The organism is Bradyrhizobium sp. NAS96.2, assembly GCF_001908235.1.
Classification (GTDB): Bacteria; Pseudomonadota; Alphaproteobacteria; order Rhizobiales; family Xanthobacteraceae; genus Bradyrhizobium.
Map to the genome: position 1 here is coordinate 67,073 of NZ_LGHK01000025.1, position 26,054 is coordinate 93,126.

The window sequence follows — 26,054 nt, forward strand, 5'->3', positions numbered from 1 at the left end:
ATCCGATGGCGGTCGTTTCATCCATGCTGAGGGTGCTCGGTGCAGCCGTCTTCAGCACAGCCGCGACCGCCGCCGAGCTGAGCAGCGTGACCCTGAAGGGGGACGTCACCATTGTCGCGCTCAGCGGCGACGTCGCGCAGGGTGACACCGAGGCCGCGGAAGCGCTGATCAAGGCCGCCAACGACGGCAACCGCCTGATCTCGGCGGTGCGGCTCGATTCACCGGGCGGCAGCCTCGCCGAGGCGGTCAAGCTCGCCGGTCTGATCCGCAGGGCGAAGCTGCCGACCATCGTTGCGGCCGGTTCGCGCTGCGCATCGGCCTGCTTCATCGTGTTCGCGGCGGGGAACGAGAAGTTCGCGAGCTATGAGGCCGCGATCGGCGTCCACGGCGTGTCCGACAAATTCGGCCACGAAACGGCGCAGACCGAGGAGGCGACGATCGCCATGGCCCGTGTCGCCAGCGGATTCGGCGTGCCGCCGCGCATTATCGGACAGATGGTGGCGACCCACGCCCACGAGATCGCCTGGCTGACGCCGGACGATCTGCGCGCCATGGGCGCCATCATGACCGATCGGCCCGGACGCCACACGCCGCTGCCAAACTCGCCCGACGATCGATGGCTTGCCGGGCTCGAGACGCAGCCGGAAGGCACAGCAACGAGATCGCGAGGCGCCGATCGGCGCCCGCGTGAGGCGACTGGCAAACCGGACCAGCGCGTTTTGCCTTGGCAAGGGAAGTAAGGCCGAGGCGGCCTGACGCGGAAGAGCTCGTTGAACGCACACCGCGATCGCAGCCGTGTCACTCGTTGCTGGCGGCGCTCGTCAGCTTGTCCAGCGAAATGTCGCCGGCGGTCCCGCTGCCTCCCTCCTGTCCATCGGAGCCATAGGAGAGAATGTCGTAGGCATCGTGCTCGCCGGGCGCCCGATAGATATAGGGATGACTCCAGGGGTCATTCGGAACCACGCCGCCCTTGAGATAAGGACCGTTCCAGTTGGCCGCGCCCGACGTCCGCTGCACCAGCGCCGTGAGCCCCTCCGCAGTCGACGGGTAGCGGCCGGTATCGAGCTGGAACAGGTCGAGCGCGCTCGCGAAGCTCCGCATCTGGATCTTGGCGGCCTTGACCTTCGATTCGCTCAGGTAACTCAGCACGCGCGGCCCGACCAGTCCCATGATCAAGCCGATGATGGCGATGACGACCAGCATCTCGACAAGCGTGAATCCGCGCTCGCCCTGCCGCGTCTTGTCGCGGTCGATACGCCTGGAAACAAGGATCGAGTTTTGCTTCGACATCGTTGTTCATCCAACGAGCTGCACAGCGTCATCACGCGATTTGCCGGCGCGCTCTGTGAATAGTTCCGGGCGCCTCGATTGAGGCGCCCGGCCTTGTCATGTGCTCGACGCTATCTCGGTGCGGCGCAATCGCGATTGCACCGTCCGCAATGCGCCGACTTACTTGGCGCCGCCGCTGGCGCCGTTGGCGACATTCAAGCAGCCGTTTGTCTGGGTGGCGGCAGCCGCGCTGATGGCAGTCGATAGCGTGCCCCAGTACTGCTTCTTGATGTTCTGCGCATAGCTAACCGGCACCGGGTGGAAGCCGGCATTCTCGATCACCGCCGAGACATCCGGATCGAAGTTCGGATCGGTCGAGTCGGCACCGGCGACGTAGGTGGTTAGGAAGTTGACCAGGTTGGTTTTGCGGTTGGCGTCGGCCTGGACGTTGTAGCAGCTATAGAGGTCGAGGAACGTCGTGCCGCTGAGCGGATAGGCGTTCAGCTTGTTCGTGAGCGGCAGTACCGGCAGGCCGGTGACGGTCACGCCCGACTGGGTGACAGTGCCGAACACATTGGCGTAGATGTTGTAGTCGTTCCAGGTCCAGGTCGTGGCCGGCGTCTTGAGCCGTGTGTCACTCCACGCGGCAGCAGCGCCATCCGGCGTCGGTGCGATGAACGCCAGGGTGGTCGATCCCCCGTTGTTCGGAACATAGGTGCCGGCACCACGCAGCTGCTCGTTCGACAGAGCCGCCGAGCGCGGCGCCGCGATGGTCCCAACCTGGGTGGTGTAAGGCTGGGTGAAGTCGGCACTGACGTAACCGATGCGGCCGGCCTTGCTGCTGTCGGTGCTGATCGCCGACGCCACGCCGCCGCTGCCTGTCGCGCTGATCCACGCATTGGTCGTAACGGTCGTGGTCACCGACCACGGACCGGCGCCGCGGACGGCGTCGATACGGGCGATCAGGTTGGTGAAGGACGTGCTCGGCAGGGTCGTGGTGTTGAAGATCGACTTGTAGCCGTAGGTGCCGGTCGCCGTATCGAGCAGCGGGCAGACCGCCTTGAGATAGTTGGTCAGGATGAAGCTCGTGCCGCTGCCATCGCCGCGGTACACGATCCGGATCGGCAGCGACGAGGTCGAGTAGGCCTGCGCGGTGCCCGAGCTGTTGGGGTTGGTGTAGTCGAAAGCGGCGAGCTGCTGCGCGCCGGTCTTGTCGAGATACGGGATGTTGTTGGGCGTCGTGTTGTTCCAGTCGGTCACCAGGCCGGTGAAGATGGCGCACATCTGCGCCGTCGAGAGCTGGATGGCGGCGCCCTGGTTGGCCTGGGTGCCGGGGGTTACACCGGTGCCGACGACGGCCGAGTTCACCGTCATCGTGCTGGTGTTGACGCCGATCGCGACGTTGACTTCGAACGCCGGGATCTGGATCGGACTGCCGTAGACCGTGGTGTTGTAGGCGACCGAAGCCGTCGAGGTGCTGTTCAGCGTGATCTGGGTCAGCGCGCCGCCGGTGGTCGTCCAGCTCTGCGTCGGGTTGAAGCTGACGGACGACGTCGTGAGGGCCGCCAGGGTGCTGCCGAGCGGCGAGTCCGACAGGCCGATATCGACGCGCGGATACGGATAGCTGCCGAACTTGGTCGCCGGGCTGCCCGGATTGGCGAGGTCGATCATCGCGGGCTGGTTCGCGGGCAGCGGCGTGTTGATCAAAATGTTGGCCGACGCGTTCGGCGTCACCGTGCCGTTGTACCACTGCTGCGGATTGTTGGTGATGAAGCCGCGGACGCCGTTGCCGCTGCCGACGCCGGCATACATGCCTTGCACCGGCAGGCTGACCAGCGTGCAGGTGGTCGGCAGCTTGCCCGGCGCCGGGAAGCCGGCGTTGAACGCGAAGCCGTCGGGATAGCTGGTGCCGGAGCCGACGATGCCGCCCATGTAGCAGTCAAAGATCTGGCGGAAGGCTTCCGAGGCGAGCGTGCTGCCGCCCGCGTAGATGCCGGCAGTGGCGGTGGAGGCCTGCGCGTTCGCGGGCGTGATGGTCGAGGACGCGAGCAGGGCGAGCACCGAAGCGGTGCCGAGCATGTATTTGGACGTTTGCATTTTCATTGCGCTGTTCCTGTGGGTTGATCACCACCGGCACATCGTCATTGCGTCGTCATGAGAGCGCAAAGTAATCTTCAAACAATAAGAAGCTTATTTTGCCGCCTATTCAAGATTTATTGGAATGAATCTATGATTAGGCAAGTACCTCTGCCGTCGACGTCATGTCTCCGTCGCCGATGATTGACTTCACGTCTGATAGACAATTCGACAATAGGCTTCGCGCAGGGATTTTTTTCGATCAGTGTCCGAAAAACATCTTGGCAATACCTCGCCGGATGCTCTATGGACTCATCGTCCGACGGCTCTCCGTCTGATCGTAGATTGTCGATGAAACAATCTACACGGGCTTTCATTCAAGCGAGGCCTCCCACATGGAAGACAACTCGAGCGGGCGTCTTGCGATTCATGTGGGGCATGGCGGCCATGCAATTTTGGCGCGCTCGCTGACAAACGGCAGCTATCCATCGACCGATCTGAAGCGAGCGCAAGCGCTGCATCAGGAAGGCGTGGCGCATGCACGCCAGGACCGCTGGCGCCAGGCGCTGCGCGCATTCAACGAAGCCGCGCGGCTCGCGCCCGACCAGTCCGGCTTCAATTACTGCAAGGGCGTCGCGCTGTGCCGGTTCGATCGTTTCGACGACGCGCGCGAGGCGTTCGCTGCGGAACTCAGGGTGACACCGACGCACGCGCCGGCACTGGCCGAGATCGGCACCTGCCTTGCGCGGACCGGGCGCACCCGGGACGGCATTCCCTATCTCCAGGACGGATTGCGCCTGCTGCCGAACATGCCGCTCGCGCAATACAGCCTCGGCCTTGCGCTCCTGACCGAGAACCGGCGCAGCGAGGCCCTCGTGGCGCTGGACAAGGCGATCGAGCTCGACGCCGGATACGGAGAAGCCTACCGCACCCGCGGCCTCGCCTATGTGATGGACGGACAATTCGACAAGGCGGTCGACGATCTCCGCGCCGCCTCGACGATCGACAGCGACAATTACAAGGCGATCATCGAGCTCGGCATGAATTTCGGCATCGCCGCGCGCGACCAGCAGGCAGCGCGGCTGTTCGAGATCGCCGCCGAGAGCGCGCCGACCGTCGCGCTGCCGCAATATCTCTATGGCCACTTCCTGATCAATCATCGCGCGTTCGAGCGCGGACTCTCTTATGTCGATCGCGCGCTTGCGATCGATCCGCTGCAGGCGGAGCACCACGTCGGCCGCGGCTTCGGATTGCTCGGACAGGGTCGCATCGAGGAGGCCGTCGCGGCCTATCGGCGCGCAGGCGAGCTCGATCCCGGCAGCGCCGGCATCGCCGGAACCCTGCTGTTCGCACTTCAACACAAGCCCGGCGTGACACGCGCCGAGCTGCTGCGCGAGCATCGGCGATGGGCGGTGCTCTATCGGCCGAGCGCGCCGCTCAGTCGTCTTGCGTTCGCCAACGCCCCGGATCCGGCGCGCAAGCCGCGGCTTGGCCTGGTGTCGGCGGACCTGCATCGCCATGCCGTGTCGTTCCTGGTCCTGCGCGCCTTCGAGGCGCTCGCCGCACCCGGCTACGAGATCTTCTGCTACAAGACCGACAGCAAGCGACAGGACGACGACTTCAGCGAACGCTACAAGGAGATCTCGCTGTCCTGGCGCGATGTCTCCGGGCTGGACGATCAGGCCCTTGGGCAACAGATCGCCGAAGACCGGATCGACGTCCTGTTCGATCTTGCCGGGCACACTGCCGGCAACCGCCTCTCGCTGTTTGCAATGCGCGCGGCGCCGATCCAGCTCAGCTGGGCCGGCTATGTCGGCACAGTCGGGCTCGATACGTACGACGGCCTGATCGCCGATCCGGTGGAGATTCCGCCGGAGCACGATGCGAGTTATATCGAGCGTCCGATCCGCCTGCCCGACTGCTATGTCTGCTATCACCCGCCGGCCAAGGCGCCTGAGGTGCCGCCGCTGCCGAGCCTGAGCGGTGGCCGCTTCACCTTCGGCTGCTTCAATCGTCCGGCGAAGCTCAACAGCGAGCTTGGCAAGGCCTGGGCGCGGATTCTCGAGCAGGTGCCGGAATCGCGCATCCTGATGGTCTATGGCGGCCTCGGCGAGACCAGCACGCGCGATGCGGTCTACAACGTGCTCGGCCAGGGCGGCGTGCCGCGCGAGCGGGTCGAGCTGGTCGGCGAAACCGAGCAGGACAAGCTGCTTGTGGCCTATGGCGAGGTCGACGTCGCGCTCGATCCGTTTCCCTATTCTGCAGGCGTCACGACGCTCGAGGCGATGTGGATGGGCGTTCCGACCGTGACCTTCGTCGGCGATACGTTCGCCGGCCGTCACTCGGCGGCCCATCTCACCGCGGCGGGACTGAGCAGCTTCTGCGCAGACAGCATCGACGACTACGTCGCCATGGCAGTCGGCTGGACGCACCGCCGCGATGAACTCGCCGAGTTGCGCCGCAGCCTGCGCGATCGCGTAGCGGCCTCGCCGCTCTGCGACGCGCCGCGCTTCGCCGACAATCTCTCCCGCGAATTGATGAGGCTCTGGGCGGAATGGTGCGAGGCCCGCACCAACACGGCGGCCTAGAGCGTGATCCGGAAAAGTGCGAAGCGGTTCTGCGAAGAGATCATGCTCAAACTAAAGAGCTAAAGCGCGATGACGATCCAACCCCATCTCATCGCGCTTTGGTCGCAATCGCTGGCGAAGCGGACAAGCTGCGGTCCGCCGATGAATTGCGCGGAACGCGCAGGTCGAGAGTAGAGGGTGCGTTGATGTCGAAAGCGGGGGTCAGCGAAGCGCAGACGATGCGCGCAGGCCTGGCGATGCTGAATCAAGCTTCGTCCGAGCGGCGCGCCGAATTCATCCAGACCGTCATGAACCGTGCCATCGCGCTGTTTCGCGACGGCCAGCTGGACAGCGCGGATCTGCTGCTCGAAACCATGGAGCAGGAACCCGCGGTGCGGCCACACGTCCTGCATATCCGCGGCGTGATCGCGCTGCAGCGGGACGAGGACGAGCGCGCGCTGGAGTTGCTCGAGGAAGCAGTCAGGCTCAATCCGGCCGACGGTGAAGCGCACGGCAATCTCGGGGTTCTGCTGCTGAAGGGCCGCCAGTATCCGCAGGCGCTGGCAGCCTACACGGCTGCGCTGACGCTGCGGCCGGACAATGTAGCGGCGCAGCTTGGCCTCGCCCGCGCGCTGGCGATGCTGGAGCTGAGCGATTTCGCCGACGACGTATTCCGCGACCTGATTGCGAGCGCACCCGACTATATCGATGCGATCGTCGATTTCGGATGGTTGCTCAGCGACACGAACCGCCATGACGCAGGCATCACGTTGCTGCGCGACGCGCTGGAACGATACCCCATGCGCGCGGAACTGCGCGCCGTGCTTGCCGTCTGCCTGTTCGGCGTCGGCAGTTGGTCGGCGGCATGGGCGGAGTATGAAGGACGATTGTCGGACCCGCGTGTCAGCAAGCATCTAATCTCGACCGACCGGCCGCGCTGGCAGGGTGAGTATCTTGCCGGCAGGACCATCCTGCTGCAATCCGAGCAGGGCTTTGGCGACACCCTTCAATTCGTGCGCTACACGTCGATGGTGAAAGCGCGGGGCGGCCGCGTGATCCTGCGCACGCCGCAGGTCTTGTTGTCCCTGATGCAAACCGTCGCCGGCATCGATGATGTGGTCAGTGACGCGACCATGGCGCCGGCATTCGACGTCCACCTGCCGCTGCTGTCCTTGCCGCTGATCTTCGACACGCAAGTCGACACGGTTCCCGCCGCAACACCTTATGTCACCCCCGATCCGGACCTGGTCACGCGATGGCGCGAACGCCTCGGCGGCAGTCCTGGCCACGGCATGTCCATCGGACTGGTGTGGCAAGGCAATCCCGGCCATCTCAATGATCAGCGCCGCTCGATCCGGCTCGATCTGCTGCGTCCCCTGCTCGACTGTCCGGGCGCGCGATTTGTCAGCCTGCAGATCGGCCGCGGACGCGAGCAGCTCGCTGCTTTCGACGATCGCATCCTCGATGCCGGTGCGCAAATCGACGCGGCGTCGTTCGCCGATGCGGCCGCGATCATCGGCAATCTCGACCTCGTCATCTCGATCGACAGTGCCATCGCGCATCTGGCCGGTGCGATGGGCAAGCCGGTCTGGATTCTGCTCGCCAACGGCAGCGATTGGCGATGGCTTCGGGATCGCAGCGATACACCGTGGTATCCGCAAGCCCGGCTGTTCCGGCAGACCAGACCGGGCGATTGGGTTGAGGTGATCGGACGGCTGAACGCCGAGCTCAGGTCGCTCGCCGGAGCCGGGTCCGAGCCGGCGGCGGAATGGATCGCCGATCCGATCATGACCTCCGCGCTCAGGATGACCGTACCGCAGCATGAGAACGACGCGCTGCTATGCGACGCCCTGTTCGTCGAGGCATGCCGTCAGCATCGCGCAGGCAATTCGGATCGCGCCACGAAACTGTTCGAGCACGTTCTCTCCCTCGATCACGGACACGTCAACTCACTGTGCAATCTCGGCGCGATCGAGCTTGGCCGCGGCCATCACGAACGCGCGTACACGCTGTTGCAGACTGCGGTGACGGCGGCGCCCGACCTGGCGCCGGCGCGTGTTGCGCTCGCCGATGTGCTGATCGCTACTCAGAGGGCGGAGCAAGCGGTTGCTCAATACCGCAAGGCAATCGAGCTTACGCCGTCGAGCGTCGATGTCCATGCGGCGTATGCGAATGCGCTGCGCAAGCTCGCTGGTCACGAGCAGGCGAGCGGCATGGATGCCGATGTGTTGAAGCGCCAGCTTCATCAACATTACCGCAAGGCGCTGGAACTCGCCCCCGCCAGTGACGCACTGCATGCGCAATACGCACTGGCATTGTGCGAGCTCGGCGATCTCGACAACGCCATGCTGCATTTCCTGGCAGCGACCAGGATCAATCAGCAACAGTCTTCGGAATTCTACGAAGCGCTTGGTCGCGCATGCGCCGCGCGCGGCAATCCGCAGGGCGCCGAGATCAGCCTGAAACACGCGGTTGCGCTCGATCCGCGCCGGGTGACTGCCCATTGCGCGCTTGCCGATCTCTATCTCTCGCTCGAACAACCCGATGAAGCATCGACGAGTTTCCGCGAGGCATTGGCGATCGATGCCGGAAGTGCGGCAGCCTTGCTCGGAATCGAACGGGCGCAGACTGCGCAGCGGAACTCGGTCGTCAGCGAAATGTCGTGACATGCGTCTCGTTACCGGTGACAACGTTCGTACTTCCATCGTGTCCGGCGCCTGCGACGGATCCTGCGGATGTGCAGTCGCAGCCGCGACGCGCGCAGCACTCGCGCAGCACGCAGGTCAATTCTGCATCGTCGATCGTGGCTCCGCATGTCGCGACGTGAGCACTCGCTGTGGTTTCATTTCCATGTCACCAACCGCAGCTAGAAGTGTCGCGACCGAATTGAAATGTGACGATTGCCGCGGTTGGGGATGGGGCCCCAGTAATGAGCGACACCAATCGAACGGCGTTGCTCGCGCTCCTCGTCACAAGCTACGACGATCTCAAACAACGTTTGACGCGACGGACCGGGTCGGCAGATCTCGCCGACGAGGCCTTGCAGGATACGTTTCTGCGCTTGAGCAAGGCGGACGGCATCGGTCCCGTTCGCGATCTGCCCGCATATCTGTTCCGCGTGGCGATGAGCGCCATCAGCAACCGGCGTGTTGCCGAACGACGCCGTCGGACGGTGCCGCAAGCGGATACGCTGTTCGACCTGCCGGACGACACTCCCGGCCCGGACCGGATCATCGAGGCGCGATCCGAGATCACCGCGCTCCGCCGCGCCATCCAGGAGTTACCGACGCGTCGCCGGGAGATCTTCATGGCGATATGCGTTGAAGAAGTCCCGTTGCAACAAGTGGCCAAGCGGTTCGGCATCAGCGTGCGCACGGTCCAGGTCGAGATCAAGCAGGCGCTGGTGCATTGCGCAGTATGCATCGATCGGAATGCGCAGATGCCGCGGGTTGCGTTTCGGCGCCGAAATCCATTCACCGAGCGCGACCGCGCCGCGCTTCATCCCGCGAGCGATGGCGATACGGTGCTTGGCCGGCGATTGCCGTTGGGCGGCAGCAGGTGATGCACGATGGCAAGGCTAGCGCGTGAAAGCAATGCGCCGGCGACACCAGCCGCCACGCCGATCGACTTCATGGCGTATCTCGCCGGCAAGGGCGCGTTGCGCGACAGCCAGAAAGATGACGGCGCCGGTCGTCCGCGTAACGGCGACGGGTCGGCTGGCCATGTCGACTGGAGCGCCGTTACCAAGCTGACGCCGTCGGCGCTGGCCGACGAGCTGGCGAGCTTCTATCGCTGCGATCGGGTCCGTCGCGACGATCTGGTGGACGGACGCTTTGCCGGCAATGAGATGTCCGCGCGATTCCTCAGGGAGGAACGCCTCTTTCCTTACGAGGGCACGGCCGGGACGTTGCGTCTCGCGGTGGCCTCCCCGATCGACGACGAGACGTTGCGCGCGGTCGAGCTCATGCTGCGCCGGCCGGTTGCACTCGCGGCGGCGACCGCCGACGATCTTGAGGCCGCGCTGTCGCTGCGGCTCGAGCCGGATCAACCGGGCGATGCTCCGCAGGCCGGGACCGGCGCCGGCGAGGACGATCTCGACAATTTGCGCGATCTCGCGCGCGGTGCGCCGGTGGTGCGCGCGCTTGATGATCTGCTCCGCCTCGCCGTCGAGCAGCGCGCGACCGATCTGCACATCGAGCCGGCCGGCAACGCATTGCAGGCGCGCCTGCGCGTCGACGGCATGCTGAAGAACGTGCCGGCACCGCCGATGGCGATGGCCAAAGGCATCCTGTCGCGCCTCAAGATCATGGCAGGCCTTAACATCACCGAGCGCCGACTGGCCCAGGATGGACGTGCACACATCCAGGTCGGCGGCAACGAGATCGACCTGCGCGTCGCCACCATGCCGACGATGCACGGCGAATGCGCCGTCATTCGACTGTTGCGCAAGGGTGCCGGCCTGGTCTCGCTCGACCAGATCGGACTCAGCGCGCATCACGAAGCGGTCCTGCGCAAGGCGCTGCTCGCGCCCTACGGCATGGTCATCGTCACCGGCCCGACCGGTTCCGGCAAGACGACGACGCTGGCAGCATCGCTCGCCGTGATCAACGAGCCCACCCGTAAGATCCTGACCATCGAGGACCCCGTCGAGTACCAGATACCTGGCATCACCCAGACGCAGGTGCATCCGGGCATCGGGCTCACCTTCGCGTCGGCGCTGCGCTCCTTCATGCGGCTCGACCCCGACGTCATCATGGTTGGCGAGATGCGCGACTCCGAGACGGCCCATATCGGCGTCCACGCCGCGCTGACTGGCCATCTGGTGCTGACGACGCTGCACACCAACACCGCCGCCGGCGCCGTCACCCGCCTGATCGACATGGGAATCGAGAGCTTCCTGCTGGCGTCGTGCGCACGGGTGATCGTGGCACAGCGGCTGGTCCGGATCCTGTGCGACCACTGCAAGGAACGCCACACGCTGTCGGCGGCGGACATCGCGGCCGACGAACGCTATGCCACACTCGGCATCGAGGCTGGCGAGGTGGTTTGCCGGCCCAAGGGCTGTGACTGGTGCGGCTCGACCGGATTCCGCGGTCGCAAGGGCGTGTTCGAGATCATGGAAATCGGCCCGGCGCTGCGTCGGTCGATCGGTCCGAAGACCGATGCCTCCGATCTTGAAGCCGTGGCCCGGCGCGCCGGCATGACGTCAATGACGGAGGACGGTGTCGCAAAACTTCGTGCCGGGCAGACCACGCTCGACGAGATCTTCAGACTGACCATGAGCCTGTAGGAAGGTCATGCCGCACTACCGTTATCGCGCGTTGACCAAGGCCGGAGAGATCATTCTCGGCGACGTCGACGCGCCCTCGCGCGAGGAGGTGCTGCGACGGATCGAGTATCTCGGCCACCTCCCGGTGGAGGCCGAGATCGCCGGCCGCAGCGCGCTGCGCGCCGACATCTCAAGCGGCGGCCTGCCCCGGCAACGCGAACTGACCACGTTCCTCCGCCTGCTGGCGCTGCTGCTCCGCTCGGGACTGACGTTGGAAGCGGCGCTGCAGACCCTGGAGGAAGACACCAACAAGGCGGTGGCGCGCTTTGCCGGCGGACTGCGCTCCGCGGTCTCCGGCGGCGACGGCTTCGCCGAGGCGCTTGAGCGCCACAACCAGATCATCGAACAGATCTACATCGCGATGGTGCGCGCCGGCGAGGCGTCCGGCAAGCTGGAGGTGGTGCTGCGCGCGATCGTCGAGGACCGGACGCGGCGCGAGCAGCTGTCGCAACGGATCACGTCAGCGGTTCGCTATCCGATGTTCCTGGTCGGGTCGGCGCTCGTCATCCTGTTCTTCTTCCTGCTCTATGTCGTGCCGCAATTCGAATCGGTCTTCACCGAGCTGCGCGGACGCCTCAATTCCGGCGCGGCCTTTGCGCTCACAATGTCTACCTGGCTGCGCGCCCATCTCAACACATTCCTTGGCGGCTGCGGCGCGGTGCTGCTGCTCGGTTGGCTGATCCTGCGCCAGCCGGCTGCGCGGGCCTCGCTGATGGCGCTGCTCGCGGCCATCCCCGGCGTGTCCGGCCCGATGCACGATCGCCGCACCGCCCGTTTCATCGGCACGCTCGGGCTGCTGGTCGAGAACGGCGTCGCATTGCCGACCGCGCTGAAGATCCTGCGCGACATCATGACCGAGCCCCGCTACGCCGCGGCAGTCGAGCAGGTACATGAGCAGGTGCGCAACGGGCGCCGTTTCATCGAGGCACTGTCCGAGAGCGATCTGGTGCCGCCGCTCGCAATCCGCATGCTCAGGGTCGGTGACGAGACCGGAGACCTGTCGGCAATCGCGCAGCACGCCGCTGATCTCTACGAGCAGCGCCTCGCCATTGGCCTCGACCGGCTGATGGGTGCGATCGGACCCATCACCATCATCGCGGTCAGCATCGGCATCGGAACGCTGGTGGTGTCGATCATGAGTGCGCTGCTCAGCATCACCGAGCTTGCGATGTAGGGATGGCCGATGACACGCGCGACAACCAGCGGTTCGACGGCGGGCTCCACCCTGATCGAGATGATGGCGGTGATGCTGATCATCGCGATGCTGGCATCGCTGGTGGTGACGACGGTTCCCGGCACCGGGCGCGGCAGCCTGAAGGCGTTGACGCTGCAGACCGCAGCCCTGCTCCGACGCGAGCGACTTGCGGCTATTCTCATCGGCCAAAGCCGCAGCGTGTCGCTCGACGGGAATGCGCGGACGATCGTCGCACAGGCTGGCACGATCGCGATCCCTCGCGACGTCCGGGTCGACGTGACCGGCGTCAACGAGCTCTGGTCGGGACGGCAGGCGGTCGTGCGGTTCGAGCCGGACGGCGCTTCGACCGGCTCGGTAGTGAAGCTCTCCTGGGAGAATGTGCGCTATGAGGTGGACGTCAACTGGTACAATGGCCGTGTTGCGGTCGACCTGCCCTGAACCTCGCGCGGCTGAGGCAGGCTTCACCTTGATCGAGGCGCTGGTGGCATTGGCGCTGCTCCTGGCGTTTGTGTCGGTGCTTGGCCCGCACCTGTTTTACGCCCGCCGGATCGCGGACAAGATCGACGGCCGTATTGCGGCACAGGTCTTGTTGCGCACGATCCTCGATTCGCCGGTCGACCGTTCGATCCTCACAAATGGAACACGCGACGGTGAGACTGCCGGTCTGCGCTGGTCCGTTACATCGGAGCCGATGTTCGTCGACGCCATGGTCGCGCGGCGGGACACGCCGGCCGCAGCCGCGCCGGACAAGAAGGAGGGGCAAGCGACCAAGCGTCCGAACTGGATCGCATATCATCTCGTTGCGACGGTGTCGTGGGCGCCCGGACAGATGGTCAGCGCGGATACGCTGCGGCTCGGATTGGGAGCCGACGAATGAGCGCAGCCCTTCGCCCGGGGCGCCATGCGGCGCGCGGCTTCACGCTGATCGAGGTGCTTGCCGCGCTCGCGATCGGGTCGGCGGTGATTGCCGCAACCGCGGTGCTGATCAACAACGTCGCGCTGAATTTCGACCGCAGGACAGGATTGGTGGGAAAGACCGATCAGTTGCTGCTCGCGGTCGACCGCCTTGCCGCGGACATCGGGTCCGCCCGGCAGGTGAAGCAAGGTGACGGCGCGGACGCGGCAGCCGCCTTCAATGGCGATGCGAACCAGATGACGTTCGTCACCGGAAGCAGCGCGGGTGGCGGCCGGGGCGAGGAAGTGGTCAGCCTGCAAGTCGAGGAGACCGATGGCGTCAATCATCTGGTCCGGCGCCGTGCTCGATGGCAAGGGCAACGCACGCCGTTCGCGGGCGTCGCGCTGCAGGATCCCGTTCGTCTGATCGAGGGCCAGGTCAACATCGCGTTTGCGTTTGGAAGTTCAGGCCCGGACGGGACCTTGTCCTGGAGCGCGACATGGATCGGGCAGCCGCTGCTGCCAGGGCTGGTGCGGCTGACCGTTCGCGACCGCGCCAGCGGTGCCGATCTCTTGCCTGGCGTTCAGTTCGCGCTGCGCGCCGACGCGCCGATGGGCTGCGCCCAGCCCGGAGCCAACGCCGAGTGCGTCGCCGGGAAGTCCGCATCGAAGGAGCCGCCGGCCAAGGACCCGCCGCCGGGAGCACGCCGATGAACAGGCTTCACACCCAACGCGGCATGGTTCTGCTCGCCGTGCTATGGGCGATCGCACTGTGCGCCGCGCTCGCCATGGCCACCTCGACGAGTTTCGCAGTCTCGCCGGCATCGTCCGGATCGATCGCGAACGCGTGCAGGCCGACGGACTCCTGAGCGCAGGGCTCGAAGCCGCCGCCGGCATCGTTGCGGCGTTGCGCGACGCCCCGCTCGCCGAGCGCAGCACCACACTGACATTCGCGGCCGGATCGGTTCGGCTGACCGTCAGCGATGAGGGCGGCCGCATCGACATCGGAAGAGCCCCGGTCGAACTGCTCGCATCACTGCTGCGCTCGGTCGGTGCCGAGGATGACGATGCCGGCATCGTGGCGCAACGGATCGTCGCGTTGCGCGATGCCGCGGGGCAAGCGCGACCGAACGATGCGCAACCGCGATCGAACAATGCAGCGAAGCCATCGGCGCCGGATACACCGGACCAGCCCGCGCCCGCCGCCGCACCGTTCACCGACGTCGGGCAGATCGCTGATATTCCCGGCATGCAGCCGCAATGGATGGCTGCGATGGCACCCCTGATCACCGTGTTCGGCAGCGACGGCGTCAATCCGCTCACCGCGCCGGTCGCGGTGCTGCGGGCCCTGCCGTCGTTCGATGCGGAGCGCCTCGACGCCTTCCTCGACATGCGGAGCTCTCCGTTCGCCGATCCTGAGCGGCTCGCCTTCCTGCTTGGGCCGGCGCAGAAATATCTCAAGGCGCAGCAGACGCATGTGATCGCGGTGAACCTCGTCGCGGGCACGACCGGCGGATACACCGCCGCGGCCAGGGCATTCATCGTGCTGCTCCCCGACGACAAGCAACCGTACCGCGTTCTGGCCTGGACACCGGTATCGCGGTTCGCAACGACAGGCGTCGTCGCAGCGCTGGAGGCGCGCCGATGAACATCGACGTGATCATGCGGCGCTGGATCGACATCCTCGTCCGGCTCTGGCTTGGCTGGCAGGAGCGGCGTCGCGCCAGGCATTGGTTGAAGGTGACCAGGGTCGGCAGCGAATGGGTTCTTGAAGACGCGAAGACATCGACACGATCGACATTCGCGGCGGGGACCGCGGGTGTCGGGCTGCCGGACGAGATCGTTCGCGCCGCGCAGAAATCCTTCGTCATTCTCGAGCTTCCTGCCTCCGATATCGTTTCGCGCGCGATGACTGTCCCGGCACAGGCGCGCGATCTGCTGGCGGGCATCGTGCGCAATCAGATCGAGCGGCTGTTTCCTTGGCGGGCGAGCCAGGCCGCCTATGGCTTCAGGGTCGCCGCCGGAGCGGATGCAAATATCCTCAATGTGCAGGTCCTCGCCACCTCGCGCGCGACGCTCGACGAGGCGTGCGGCGAGCTCCGCGCGCTGGGGCTGCGGGTCGACCGCGTCGTCGCCGGCAAGGGCCGCGATGACGGAGCGATCACGCTGTGGTCCCGTCTCGCCGATGCGACCGACAGCAATCTCGCGCGGACACGCCGAATGGCCGCCGGCCTGATGGTCGGAACGGTCTGTCTGACACTGGCCGTCAATGTCTGGGCTTTCATGGCCGCGGCATCCGCAGACGGCGAGAACGACGAGGTCGGATCGCGCCTTGCAACACTGCAGCGCCAGATCATGGGCAATTCGTCGAAAGAGGCGATCGCCGCGCTCGCGCCGGCCGAACGGGCGCGCGCCCTGAAGGAAACGTCGCCGGTTGCCGTGGTCGTCGTCGAGGCGCTGTCCCGCGCCCTCCCCGATACGTCCCATCTCACCGAGCTGAACATGGACGGCGCGACGCTGCGCATCACAGGCCTCGCCGGCGACGCGCCGGCGCTGATCGCGCCGCTCGAACGTTCCGGACATTTCAAGGATGTGCATTTCTTTGCCCCGACGACGCGCAACGCCGATGGCGGCCGCTTCGTGTTCCACATCGAGGCCCGCGTCGAGCCGCATATCCGGATCGAGGGAGAGTGAATCGTGCTGAAGGCGAAGCTCAACTTTGATATCGACCTCAACCGCGAGCAAATCTTCGCAGTCGGCGGCTTCTGCGCGCTGCTGATGATCTGCGCAATTGCGATCGCGGTCGCGCTGCAGGCACGTTCCAATGCCCTGCAACACCTCGCCGAACAGCACGACGAACTCGCAGCGCTCGAGGCGCGTTCGCGGCCGGCCGCCAACAAGCGTGCGCAGACCCAACGTCTCGCGGCGCCGGCGACGGCTTTCTTGGATGCGCCGACCAGCGGCCTCGCCACCGCGCAGTTGCAGGCCTATCTGTCCGAACTGGTGACCAGTCAGCACGCGGTGCTGGTCTCGTCGGGGGTTCCCGCCGACCGCGACGAGAAGAACGACGCCATCAGGCTCCAGATCTCCCTGAATGCCTCGCTCGCGGCATTGCAGACATTGCTCTACCGGCTCGAGAGCGGCGCGCCCTATGTGTTCGTCGACGCACTGCTGGTGCAGCCGGGGGGATCCGCCGAGCGCAGCGCCGGCGATCCGGTCTTGAAGGTCAACCTGACGGTGCACGCGTTCTGGCGCCGCAGGACGGCTTGATCGTCCGCATCGGCGCACGGGCGGCCAACTCAAGGGACGCTATCCAGCCGCAGCTTTCAACTGGCCGCGGAAGTAACCGATCGTTCGCTCGAGGCGCCGCGGCTGAGATCAATCGTTGGCTCCCAGCCAAGCACCGCGCGCGCCAGCGAAATGTCCGGCTGCCTCTGACGGGGGTCGTCGGACGGCAGCGGCGCGAACACCAGTCTGCTTCTTGATCCGGTCATGGCAATGACCTGCTCGGCCAGTTCGCGGATGGTGAACTCTCTGGGATTGCCGATGTTGATCGGGCCGGTGAAATCGCTCGGCGTGTTCATGGTCCGGATCATCGCCTCGATCAGATCGTCGACGTAGCAGAAGCTGCGGGTCTGGCGGCCATCTCCGTAGATGGTGATGTCGTTGCCGCTGAGCGCCTGGACGATGAAGTTCGACACCACGCGACCATCATTGGGGTGCATGCGCGGGCCATAGGTGTTGAATATCCGCACAACCTTGATCCGCAGGCCGTGCTGGCGCCAATAGTCGAAGAACAACGTCTCGGCGCAGCGCTTGCCTTCGTCATAACAGGAACGCAATCCGATCGGATTGACGTGTCCCCAATAGGATTCCACCTGCGGATGGATCTCCGGATCGCCATAGACCTCCGAGGTCGAGGCCTGCAAGATCTTCGCCTTCACGCGCTTGGCGAGGCCGAGCATGTTGATGGCGCCGTGGACGCTGGTCTTGGTCGTCTGCACCGGATCGAACTGGTAGTGAATCGGCGAAGCCGGACACGCCAGATTGTAGATCTGGTCCACCTCGACGTAGAGCGGGAACGTGACGTCGTGGCGCATGACTTCGAACCGGGGATTGCCTATCAGATGCGCGATATTGCCCCGGCTGCCGGTGAAGTAATTGTCGACGCAGAGCACGTCATGGCCCTGCTCGACAAGCCGCTCGCACAGATGTGAGCCAAGAAATCCGGCTCCGCCGGTCACCAGCACCTTTGCCACGTCACTCTCTCTTGATGTCCGAGCTTGAAGCCGGTTGCCAGACCCATGCACGCCGGCGCGCGGGAACGTAGCCGGCGACATGCGAGCAATCGCCGCTCTGCGAGCCGAACACCGTCCACTGCGTGACCTTCCAGATTTCGTTGCGGCGGAGCGCAGCTCCAGCAATCACGCAGTTATTCCAGGGAGCAACCACGAATTGGATATCGTAGCAGCCCGGCACGATGCGCGAGACCGTGTGCAATCGCGACGGCGGCAGCGCCTCGGCAAATTGATCCGGGCCCCACTGCCCGGCTCCGCACGGCGAAATGTAGAGATGCTGCAGCGGCGTGTTCGAGGCGTTGACGATGGTGAATTCAGCCGCGTCCGCAGCAGACGAGAGCATCGCCGCCATCACCGTCACAACGAGCTGTCGATAAGATGAGCGATGCATGGGAGGCGAACGCACTGCGGACATTCATTGCAGCTGCCACGTGGCAGGCGCTGAACGATAGCAGCGCGCCATTGCAGTTTTGTGGCGTTTCCCGTTGTAATTGTCTCGTCCGCATTGCGTTACGTGAATGACTGCGCAGTGCGGAACGTGCGCAGCTGATCGCTTCGTAGCGCTCGCGTTTTGCGTGATGCGCGATGAGCTGATGCGGCTTCGCGCAACCTCCGATCGCTTGATGGAGTGCGACGATTCACATCGGGCTAACGTGCAAAAATTTTTCGCGTCTCGATCGAATTTCAACTCAACGGCGAGCAGTCTCGAAGTTGAGAACTGCGTCGTCATGGCGCAGATCACCTGCCGACGTGTCCGCAACGTCGAGTCGGTCTTCGCCGAATGCGACGGTGCGCATTTTCGCCGCCGCGCCGCCGCGCGATGACCCGGGCAATATTTTTCGCCCACGGCGGGTCCGGCACAATTTGAACGCCGCTCAATTCTATATCGGCGAGCGACTCGATGCCGGCCACTTGCCCGCGAGGAAACGACAGCGGCGCCCCAAGGACGCCGGTCAATCGCCTTCCCGATCAGCCGCAAGCGCCCGGCAAGGGCTTCGCCTATTTTATTATCAAAATCAATGGCTTGCGTGTTGGCTGGGGCGGGAGGGATCGAACCTCCGAATGGCGGAATCAAAATCTGATTGTTTAATCAACGATTTCAAGCCGCGTTTGGAAAAAATGTTCGAATTCGCCCCAGTGATATCAATTACTTGGCACGCATTTCCAAATGGAGATGCCTCTCCGAGCGAGGATCGTGCCCCACGTCCGAGGGCGTCGGCAGTTCGAGTCCGTGGAGCGCTACTGCCTTTCCCCAAACCAAGCAAGCCTGCGCTATCTCATTCAGTCCTCCGCATGAGGGCAGTTCGTGAGCGCCTGCTACGATGCCGGCCAAGCGCCGCTTTTACAAATGCATGGGTTCAAATGAAAACCGAAGCCAACCACAAAAATTTTCGGTGCCAACGTTTAGCTGATGGAGATTGACATCCACACGTCCCGATAGGAATGGGCGGCTACAAACGCTCCTCGCGAGCGATAATAGGCAGCAGCCGGCATTGGTAGCCGCAACGACGCCATCGTGCGCCGCCGGATTGTAGGAATTAAGGCTGCCGCTCATCCGCGCGGTGAGCGGGTCGTAGACGCGGCCGTTGAGATGCACGAGGCCGGCCACCGAGAGTTGCTCCTCGCCGGTGAAGCCGCGATTGGTCTGGCTGGTGAGGCCGCCGGAGGGATCGTCGCTGCCGTCGGGATTGCGCCGCTTGCCCCAGGCGTCGTACGACAGCCGCTCCACCACCGCGCCGGTCTCGTTAGTGATCACAGAGATCGAGCCGAGATGGTCGGGGTGGAAGTAGCGCAGCGCCGTCATCGCGGACGCCGTGCTGCGCATGTCGACGAACGAGCCAGACACCGACAGATATTCGGTCCAGCGTTGCGCCGGCGCGCCGGGGCTTGTGATCTCCGCCGTCACGCCGAAGGCCGCGAAATAGAGCGTCGTGCCCTCCGGCGTCACCTGCTTGAAGCGCTGGTGCGCGGTGTCGGTCGAGGAAGCTGATGGGGCCGGTGCCTTACGTGATGCTTGCCGGCTTGTTGTAGGAGGTCCTAGGTGACGCTCCGGCCGAGCCCGGCGCTCTGGTTACCGATGGCATCATAGCTGAAGGTGGTGCCGATCGTGCTGCCGCTGATGCCGGCACCGAATGCGGCCGCGCCGAACGCCGCCGAGAGCATCGGCCAGCCCCGCCGACCGAGAAGTCGCCCACGACAACTATTCGCTAATAGAACCGTCTTCGCCTTCAACTCTTACCTTGATGCGGTCAGCATCATCATAGAACTGACTGCGATCGACAAATTCACCCGTTCCCTTCACTTCGGTCGGTAGAAAGCTAACACCTTCGTCCTCGCCAGTGAAGAACACAGAATACGAGTGGACCTGCGTATCGTCTTCGCTAATACCCAGCACGACACCGGTTCTTCCAACATATTCGGGAAAGCGATCGCTCTCAGCGATGATAACCCTTTCATAGAATCCGATCTTCATGACAATCCTCAGTGCGTTATGTGTCCATCTAACGATACGTTGAGATGGGCACCATCTCGCGATGCCCAACCCAGCTGATTTCGACCCATGCGGCTAAGCTGAACGTCCCACTCGAACGGCTGTCCTGCTGTACGATGGACCCTTGACCCATTCATTGCCGAATCGATCCAAGAATCCCCAGTTCGGTCCTCGCGGAAGGGGAACGTTTGGATCGTATCCACGTTCAGGAACGAACCGAATCTTCCCGCTCGTCGGCAGGTTGTTTGTGTTCAGCGTCCAGCAGATGCGCAAGAAGATCGACGGCGTATCTGAGCTGTTTACGCTTGATGCATGCCGGCTCGGCGGCATGACCGAACTCGAGGAAGCCGAACTGACAGACGGTCAGGGCCGTGCGCTCTCCGGACACAAGACGGCGCAGGCCTATCGGGGCTACGCTAAAGAAACAATGCGGCGGGCGCTGGCGGCAACACGCAAACGTCACGCGCACCTTTTGGCGCAGAAGCAGCTCGAACAAGCGGATGCCAACGCGGGTGAGCCGAGCACGACGAGCGGTGACGGCGAGATGCGACGGAATGCGTTATAACGAGGCCGACGCTCATTTCATTCACAGCCGAATTTTGAACATCGCTCACAGATAGCGACGCGACACGCGTTGCGTGCGGGCGCCGAAACAAAATGGGCACGGATTTCCAAATGACGCGGCAAATCCGTTTCCAAATGCCGCGAAATGGCGACTCGATCCACAACGATTACGGCAACAAAATCAATGTGTTGACGGTGGCTGGGGCGGGAGGGATCGAACCTCCGAATGGCGGAATCAAAATCCGCGAGGATTTCGAGAAAAATCAGTGGCCATTCTGAATTTCGAGCCATTTTCGGCTTCAATTTGATCAATAGGTTACCAGGCAATTCAGAACGAAGTCAGGGTGAAGGATGGGGATGGGGCAAGATGGCGTCGCCGTCCGCGCCGGTGAGAATATCCGTAACCGTGGACGAGCCGATACCGGCGGGCCGATTACGAAACGTGCCAGAACATTTCCTTGAGCCGCTCGCCCGTGGCCCAGGTTGTTTTATTATGACCATCATATAACATCTGCCGCCATCCAGTCCGGGAGGAAGATGCGATGTCGAGCGCAGGATGGAAGAAAACCGCGTGCAATATCTGCTACGTCAATTGTGGAGTTGAGGTCCTCGTCGAGGAGGGGCGCCTTACTAAGGTGCGGGGCGACCGCGACAATCCAAAGTCGCAAGGCTATCTCTGCAACAAGGCAGCACGCATTCCCTACTATGCTCACCATCGCGACCGGTTGACCACACCATTGCGACGACGCCCTGATGGCGGCTTTGACGCCATCGACTGGGATACTGCGATTGCCGAGATCGGCGCGCGGCTACGGGATGTCGTCGACCGCCACGGCGGCAAGAGCATTGCCCTCTATGGCGGCGGCGGCCAGGGTAATCATGCCGGCGGCGCCTACGCGACCGGGTTCCTGCGCGCACTCGGCTCGCGCCACGTGTTCAACGCGCTATCGCAGGAGAAGACCGGGGATTTCTGGGTCAACGGTCATCTGTTCGGCAGCCAGACCTGCCACACGGCGGAGGACGTGCATCACTGCGATCTCCTTTTCGTGATCGGCGCAAACCCCTGGATCGCCCACGGTTTCCCCAATGCTCGCGACCATCTAAACCAGATCAGGAAGGATCCCGCCCGCAAGCTCATCGTGATCGACCCGCGGCGTACCGAGACCGCCGAGATGGCCGACCTCCACCTCGCCGTTCGTCCCGGCGCGGATGCATTCCTGTTAGGGGCGATCCTCGCTACTCTGCTGCGGCGCGATGCGTTGGACCCTGAATTCATCTCTGCGCATACGACGGGCTTCAGCGAAGTAAAGGACGCCCTGCTCCGCATTCCTGTCGCGGATTGGGCCGCAGCGGCTGACATCCCGCTTGACCAAATCGAACGCTGTACCGACATGATCGGCGAGGCCAAGGCGATGACGGTCCGCGTCGAACTCGGCATACAGCAGGGTGTCAACTCGACCCTCAATTCCTATCTGGAAAAGCTCCTGATCATGCTGACGGGAAGCTTTGGCAGGCCAGGTACCAACCAGCTTCATAGCTGGTTGATGCCGCTCTGGGGCAACTCGCCAAACCAGAAATTCGCCGCAACCGATACCGACGTGATCGGTGGGCTCTTGCCGCCGAACATATTCCCGCAAGCGGTACTCAACGATCATCCTGACCGTCTGCGCGCAGTGTGGATCGACAGCTCCAACCCAGCGAACACAGCTGCGAATACCGCAGAAGTGGAAAAAGCGCTCGCCGCGCTCGACCTCTGTGTCGTCGTCGATGTGGCCATGACCGAAACGGCCCAGCTCGCCCATTACGTGCTGCCGGCCTCTTCGCAGTATGAGAAGACCGAGTTCACGCTATTCAATTTCGAATTTCCGAAGAACTTCTTCCATGTCCGTTCAGGCGCGGTGCCGCCGCTACAAGGTACCCTCCCCGAACCGGAAATCTATACGCGGCTCGCCCGTGCGCTCGGGCTCCTGCCCGGCGACAACGCGCTGGCTCCGCTCCGCGAGGCCGCCCTCCATTCACGACCCGCCTTCGCGCAGGCACTTCGTACCTTCATGGGCGCCAATCCGCAAAGCTCCGCGGTCGGCGCTCTCGTGCTTTATCATACCCTGGGGGCAACCTTGCCGGACGGCACGGCCGCTGCCGCACCACTCTGGCAGGCGGCGCAAGCCTGCGCCAAGCGCTCGCCCGAAGCGGTGCGGCGCGCACTCGGACCTCATGGCAACGTACCGGACGCCGGTCTGGGCGATGCATTGTTTGATGCCATAGTCCGAACGCGGAGCGGTGTTGCCATCACCGAGCACAGTTATGAGGACGTGTGGTCGTTGGTCAGCCATCCCGACCGCAAGGTGCATCTCGCCATTGCACCGCTGCTCGAATGGCTCGGCAGGCTCGATCCGGCGGCGGCGCAGATGCCCAAGGATTACCCCTTCGTGCTCGCCGCCGGCCAGCGGCGCATGTTCAACGGCAATCAGATCTTCCGCGATCCGGCCTGGCGGCGTGACGATCCCGATGGAGCGCTCCTGATCAATACACGTGACCTCAACGAGCTCGGAGCGAGCGACGGCGAATGGATAGCCGTTCGGTCACCAGCCGGCCGGGTCGTGGTCCGTTGCAAGGTGGATGACAGCCTGCGCCAAGGCCAGCTCGCATTGCCGCACGGCTACGGTCAAAGCTACCCGACCCGCGACGGTGAACGGCTCAGCAACGGTCCCCGCGTTAACGCCCTGACCGACAGCAACAATTGCGATCCAATCGCCGCGACACCTTACCACAAGCATGTGGCGGTTCGATTGGAGCGGCTCCCGGAAAGCGAAGCCGCCGTCTTCGAGGAGCGCTCGCGGCGTATTCACACCACTTGAGCTTTCGGGCCGAGCGCGAGTTTCTCAAGGCCTGCGAAGTGCTCGCGGCGCTTCATATGCGGCGCTTAGCATCGGGAACGCGCTTCACCTTCCCGAATGTACGCTCGCAGCGAGCGCAATGCGGGCGCCGGCGCGGCGGTCGAAGTCACCAAGAACCGATGCTGCCGCAAGTGCGGCTCCCCGCTCCGCCTGATGACCTGGAAACTTGCGGCAGAGCCGCTGATTAAGAGACGATGATTTGCAAGAAGGATCAGTACCCATTGCAATAAATGAGGAGATGGAACTGCATTGAAGGCACGAGAGCTTTTCCATCCGTCGGAATGCTGGGTTTAGGCTCGCAAGTACGACGCACCGGCTACTGTTCGGAAAAGCAGTCCGGACGCGTCGGGGGTTCGAGTCGCTGGAGCGCTACTTACGTTCCCCCCGACCGCTGTCCGCCGAGTTTATGGTATCCGTGGCCTAGCGAGCGCGGCTGGTGGCGTGCTCCGTAACTTCGCAATCCGCCTCAATTGAAATAAAATTTGATGGGATAAGTCCAAATGACGACTTGATCCTTCATCCTTCTTTGACGTCGCGATCCTCCATCAGTCGAATGGGTAAGAAGTGGTGACCGATCAACAGCTTGCTCTTCGGGCCGTCAGCGAGGCCCAACGCATACTGAACGAATACCTTCAACCCCGACCCCACGACAATGAGCGCATTCTCGACAGGTGGTGGAAGTTCTTGAGCGGCCCGATCTGGTCGTTGCTGTGAGCCGATTGCAGCAACGAAGTAGTCTCTGAGTGCTCAGATGACGAAGCAATTTCCATCAATTCTTTTGGCCACCTGCATCACTTCGTCTCTATTAATGGGAATGCCAAGCACGCAGGCGAAACAACAATGCAACGCCGCGATGCCGACAAATCCACGCGAGTATTGGTCCTGGCGCCTCATCGACGGACGAAAATGCTGGTACGTCGGCAGGCCCATGCTCTCAAAATTATTGTTGGAATGGCCTGTGCAGGTTTCGACGCAACCTCGTCCCAAAAAGGAGCTTGCAAGCGCTGTCGTGGAGAAAGCTGGCGATCCGAGCGGTTCAGAAGAATGGACTCCGACTCATCCGAGTACTTTCGATACCCTGTGGCGCACCAGGGTTGAACAGCGGTAGACCTCGGACCTTGAATAGCCCGAAGAGAAGCCAGTCCGTTTCGATTACAACGATTTCTCCCTGGAAACGCGTTGCTACGCACTCAGTCCAAAGCGAGGGCATAAATTTCCGGCACTGCAGTTGCGCTGAATCAAACATTCAAGCCAATGAGCATGTGACGATCGATGCGTGAGCGGAGTGATTCACGACATGCGTCAGATCTTCACTTCATTGATGAGAAGGCTGACTTCATTGGGATGGCGGGATATCGCGTCGGCTCCGTTGACTGCGCGATCGAGCTTGCCGTGATCGATGACGAACGGCATCCACTCGACTTTCCCTGCGTCCCATAGCGCGGTTCAAGCCCTGCCGGTACCCTCTGATCTGCTACTCTTGTCCGGGCACCGCCACTGTGGTCCCCAGGTCGCCCATCCGCCCCATGGCTTCAGCTGACTGGACCGATTTCGCGGGCTCCAGAGATGTCCCGTTCGCAGTGGCACTGGCCACGAAGCTGCCGCCCTGGACTGGCTTGCGCGGGAGCTCGACCACCGCAGTGTTGGGGCTGCCCGGTTGATCAATCATTTCTATGTTGACGAGATTGGTCAGTCGCAATTCGTCCTGTGACAGCTCGTGCAGATCTTCCCAGGGTGGCACATTCAGCGACAGCGACAACAAATCGCCGGTGCCCCCCATGTCGAACGTGTATTTGGCGAGACGCCCAATATCGCGCTCGACGATCGTCAGATCATCTGCGCTATAGGTCGCGGCCCTGGCGTCATTGGCACGGTCCCCCATCCATATCTGATGCACACGAACATGGGCGGTCTTGGGCACGTAACGCGTCTTCCCCGACAGAAGCAGGAACACACACATGGATTCGCAATAAGCTGCAGGCGCCATATTGATGGGATCGTTCTGCGCTGGGTTGGCCTGAACGCCGGTGCCGACGGTGGTCAGCACCCCGAGATTGCGCCAGCGTCGACCAAGCGCAATCGCATCGTTGACCGAACCGCCGCTGGAATCCAGCGCGATGGTGACGCCGTTGAGCCGCCTGCCACGCGCGAATTCATCGAAGTCTCTTGGGCTATCGGCAGTCACGACGCCGACGGCACTGATCCAGCCTCGGCAATTCGGCTGGCAAGCGACCCAGCTGAACTTCAACGGCAATTTGCGTCCTTCGACCGCAACGCCGGCATGCGCCGAACTGGTCAACATGGCCACCAATGCGATGCAAAGAGCGGCGCCAATGAGCAGCATCCAACCTCGGACTTCCACCCAAGGAGCGCGAGCAGAGGTTGGATCGGAGCTGCGGGGACAATCCAGGGATCCGGCCCTCGATAGGGGCATGATACCGTAACCTCAGTTGACTATCGAGCGGGGCTGGTCG

Annotated in this window: 24 protein-coding genes and 2 pseudogenes; 17 read left to right on the plus strand and 9 right to left on the minus strand. The window is 63.5% G+C overall.

Annotated elements, in window-relative coordinates:
• Window positions 1-5 precede the first annotated feature (5 nt).
• On the plus strand, window positions 6-740 hold the full coding sequence (locus AC628_RS07140) for a COG3904 family protein (RefSeq protein ID WP_074126017.1): 735 nt from the start codon (window positions 6-8) through the stop codon (window positions 738-740).
• Window positions 741-798: 58 nt separating this feature from the next.
• On the opposite strand, the gene gspG is transcribed toward AC628_RS07140, so the two are convergent.
• Together gspG and AC628_RS07150 are read right to left on the minus strand one after the other, a co-directional pair.
• Window positions 799-1,290, minus strand: coding sequence for a type II secretion system major pseudopilin GspG (gene gspG, locus AC628_RS07145; RefSeq protein WP_074126018.1), 492 nt, complete (start codon window positions 1,288-1,290; stop codon window positions 799-801).
• A 159-nt stretch (window positions 1,291-1,449) separates the two neighbouring features.
• Window positions 1,450-3,372: a substrate-binding domain-containing protein gene (locus tag AC628_RS07150; RefSeq protein ID WP_083632667.1), complete on the minus strand. Its 1,923-nt coding sequence runs from the start codon at window positions 3,370-3,372 to the stop codon at window positions 1,450-1,452.
• Window positions 3,373-3,740: 368 nt separating this feature from the next.
• Here AC628_RS07150 and AC628_RS07155 point away from each other — a divergent pair, with 368 nt between their 5' ends.
• The 11 genes from AC628_RS07155 to gspM all read left to right on the plus strand — a co-directional run bounded on the left by AC628_RS07155 (window position 3,741) and on the right by gspM (window position 16,600).
• Window positions 3,741-5,933 (plus strand): tetratricopeptide repeat protein, encoded by a 2,193-nt coding sequence (locus AC628_RS07155; RefSeq protein ID WP_168193320.1) that lies wholly within the window; start codon window positions 3,741-3,743, stop codon window positions 5,931-5,933.
• 185 nt (window positions 5,934-6,118) lie between these two features.
• Window positions 6,119-8,578 carry a tetratricopeptide repeat protein gene (locus AC628_RS07160; protein WP_074126020.1) on the plus strand — a complete coding sequence of 820 codons (2,460 nt, stop codon included), beginning with the start codon at window positions 6,119-6,121 and terminating at the stop codon, window positions 8,576-8,578.
• Between the two features lie 263 nt (window positions 8,579-8,841).
• The gene (locus AC628_RS07165; protein ID WP_074126021.1) at window positions 8,842-9,474 is read left to right on the plus strand and encodes an RNA polymerase sigma factor; all 633 of its coding nucleotides are present in this window, start codon (window positions 8,842-8,844) and stop codon (window positions 9,472-9,474) included.
• A 6-nt stretch (window positions 9,475-9,480) separates the two neighbouring features.
• Window positions 9,481-11,202 carry a GspE/PulE family protein gene (locus AC628_RS07170; RefSeq protein WP_083632670.1) on the plus strand — a complete coding sequence of 574 codons (1,722 nt, stop codon included), beginning with the start codon at window positions 9,481-9,483 and terminating at the stop codon, window positions 11,200-11,202.
• A gap of 7 nt (window positions 11,203-11,209) precedes the next feature.
• Window positions 11,210-12,415 (plus strand): type II secretion system F family protein, encoded by a 1,206-nt coding sequence (locus tag AC628_RS07175; protein WP_074126022.1) that lies wholly within the window; start codon window positions 11,210-11,212, stop codon window positions 12,413-12,415.
• Between the two features lie 9 nt (window positions 12,416-12,424).
• Complete coding sequence (locus AC628_RS07180; protein WP_074126023.1) at window positions 12,425-12,874, plus strand: prepilin-type N-terminal cleavage/methylation domain-containing protein; 450 nt, start codon at window positions 12,425-12,427, stop codon at window positions 12,872-12,874.
• A complete protein-coding gene (locus AC628_RS07185; RefSeq protein ID WP_083632672.1) occupies window positions 12,846-13,313 on the plus strand; it encodes a prepilin-type N-terminal cleavage/methylation domain-containing protein in 468 nt (155 codons plus the stop codon). The genes AC628_RS07180 and AC628_RS07185 overlap by 29 nt, the downstream gene beginning before the upstream one ends.
• Entirely contained in the window at window positions 13,310-14,044 is a 735-nt protein-coding gene (locus tag AC628_RS07190; protein WP_074126024.1) for a PulJ/GspJ family protein, read from the plus strand. The genes AC628_RS07185 and AC628_RS07190 overlap by 4 nt, the downstream gene beginning before the upstream one ends.
• Window positions 14,045-14,102: 58 nt before the next feature.
• The gene (locus tag AC628_RS07195) at window positions 14,103-14,978 is read left to right on the plus strand and encodes a type II secretion system protein GspK (protein ID WP_168193321.1); all 876 of its coding nucleotides are present in this window, start codon (window positions 14,103-14,105) and stop codon (window positions 14,976-14,978) included.
• Window positions 14,975-16,024, plus strand: coding sequence for a PilN domain-containing protein (locus AC628_RS07200; RefSeq protein WP_074126026.1), 1,050 nt, complete (start codon window positions 14,975-14,977; stop codon window positions 16,022-16,024). Before AC628_RS07195 ends, AC628_RS07200 begins: the two co-directional genes overlap by 4 nt.
• 3 nt (window positions 16,025-16,027) lie before the next feature.
• Entirely contained in the window at window positions 16,028-16,600 is a 573-nt protein-coding gene (gspM, locus tag AC628_RS07205) for a type II secretion system protein GspM (RefSeq protein ID WP_083632674.1), read from the plus strand.
• Window positions 16,601-16,639: 39 nt separating this feature from the next.
• On the opposite strand, the pseudogene AC628_RS07210 reads toward gspM, so the two are convergent.
• Window positions 16,640-17,589: pseudogene (locus AC628_RS07210) on the minus strand (UDP-glucuronic acid decarboxylase family protein).
• Window position 17,590: 1 nt separating this feature from the next.
• Window positions 17,591-17,971: a hypothetical protein gene (locus AC628_RS07215; protein ID WP_143201477.1), complete on the minus strand. Its 381-nt coding sequence runs from the start codon at window positions 17,969-17,971 to the stop codon at window positions 17,591-17,593.
• A gap of 235 nt (window positions 17,972-18,206) precedes the next feature.
• Between AC628_RS07215 and AC628_RS07220 the strand changes: the two genes are divergently transcribed.
• The gene (locus AC628_RS07220; RefSeq protein WP_074126029.1) at window positions 18,207-18,452 is read left to right on the plus strand and encodes a hypothetical protein; all 246 of its coding nucleotides are present in this window, start codon (window positions 18,207-18,209) and stop codon (window positions 18,450-18,452) included.
• A 518-nt stretch (window positions 18,453-18,970) separates the two neighbouring features.
• On the opposite strand, the gene AC628_RS44705 is transcribed toward AC628_RS07220, so the two are convergent.
• From AC628_RS44705 to AC628_RS46090, 4 genes and pseudogenes are all read right to left on the minus strand, one after another.
• On the minus strand, window positions 18,971-19,534 hold the full coding sequence (locus AC628_RS44705; RefSeq protein WP_210190169.1) for an RHS repeat domain-containing protein: 564 nt from the start codon (window positions 19,532-19,534) through the stop codon (window positions 18,971-18,973).
• Between the two features lie 131 nt (window positions 19,535-19,665).
• Window positions 19,666-19,791 (minus strand): hypothetical protein, encoded by a 126-nt coding sequence (locus AC628_RS45780; RefSeq protein ID WP_283806540.1) that lies wholly within the window; start codon window positions 19,789-19,791, stop codon window positions 19,666-19,668.
• Between the two features lie 37 nt (window positions 19,792-19,828).
• Window positions 19,829-20,101, minus strand: coding sequence for an Imm31 family immunity protein (locus AC628_RS07230; RefSeq protein ID WP_074126031.1), 273 nt, complete (start codon window positions 20,099-20,101; stop codon window positions 19,829-19,831).
• Window positions 20,102-20,109: 8 nt separating this feature from the next.
• Window positions 20,110-20,449, minus strand: a pseudogene (locus AC628_RS46090) (polymorphic toxin type 17 domain-containing protein).
• Here AC628_RS46090 and AC628_RS07245 point away from each other — a divergent pair.
• The 4 genes from AC628_RS07245 to AC628_RS42625 all read left to right on the plus strand — a co-directional run bounded on the left by AC628_RS07245 (window position 20,385) and on the right by AC628_RS42625 (window position 24,688).
• Entirely contained in the window at window positions 20,385-20,684 is a 300-nt protein-coding gene (locus AC628_RS07245; RefSeq protein WP_168193319.1) for a hypothetical protein, read from the plus strand. The pseudogene AC628_RS46090 and the gene AC628_RS07245 sit on opposite strands and share 65 nt — an antisense overlap.
• A 110-nt stretch (window positions 20,685-20,794) precedes the next feature.
• Entirely contained in the window at window positions 20,795-20,962 is a 168-nt protein-coding gene (locus tag AC628_RS43780) for a hypothetical protein (RefSeq protein WP_168193322.1), read from the plus strand.
• Window positions 20,963-21,225: 263 nt separating this feature from the next.
• On the plus strand, window positions 21,226-23,541 hold the full coding sequence (locus AC628_RS07250; protein ID WP_074126035.1) for a molybdopterin-dependent oxidoreductase: 2,316 nt from the start codon (window positions 21,226-21,228) through the stop codon (window positions 23,539-23,541).
• Window positions 23,542-24,331: 790 nt separating this feature from the next.
• A complete protein-coding gene (locus AC628_RS42625) occupies window positions 24,332-24,688 on the plus strand; it encodes a hypothetical protein (protein WP_143201478.1) in 357 nt (118 codons plus the stop codon).
• A 366-nt stretch (window positions 24,689-25,054) separates the two neighbouring features.
• Here the strand turns inward: AC628_RS42625 and AC628_RS07260 are convergent, their stop codons facing one another.
• Window positions 25,055-25,924 (minus strand): COG3904 family protein, encoded by an 870-nt coding sequence (locus tag AC628_RS07260; protein ID WP_074126036.1) that lies wholly within the window; start codon window positions 25,922-25,924, stop codon window positions 25,055-25,057.
• Window positions 25,925-26,054 lie beyond the last annotated feature (130 nt).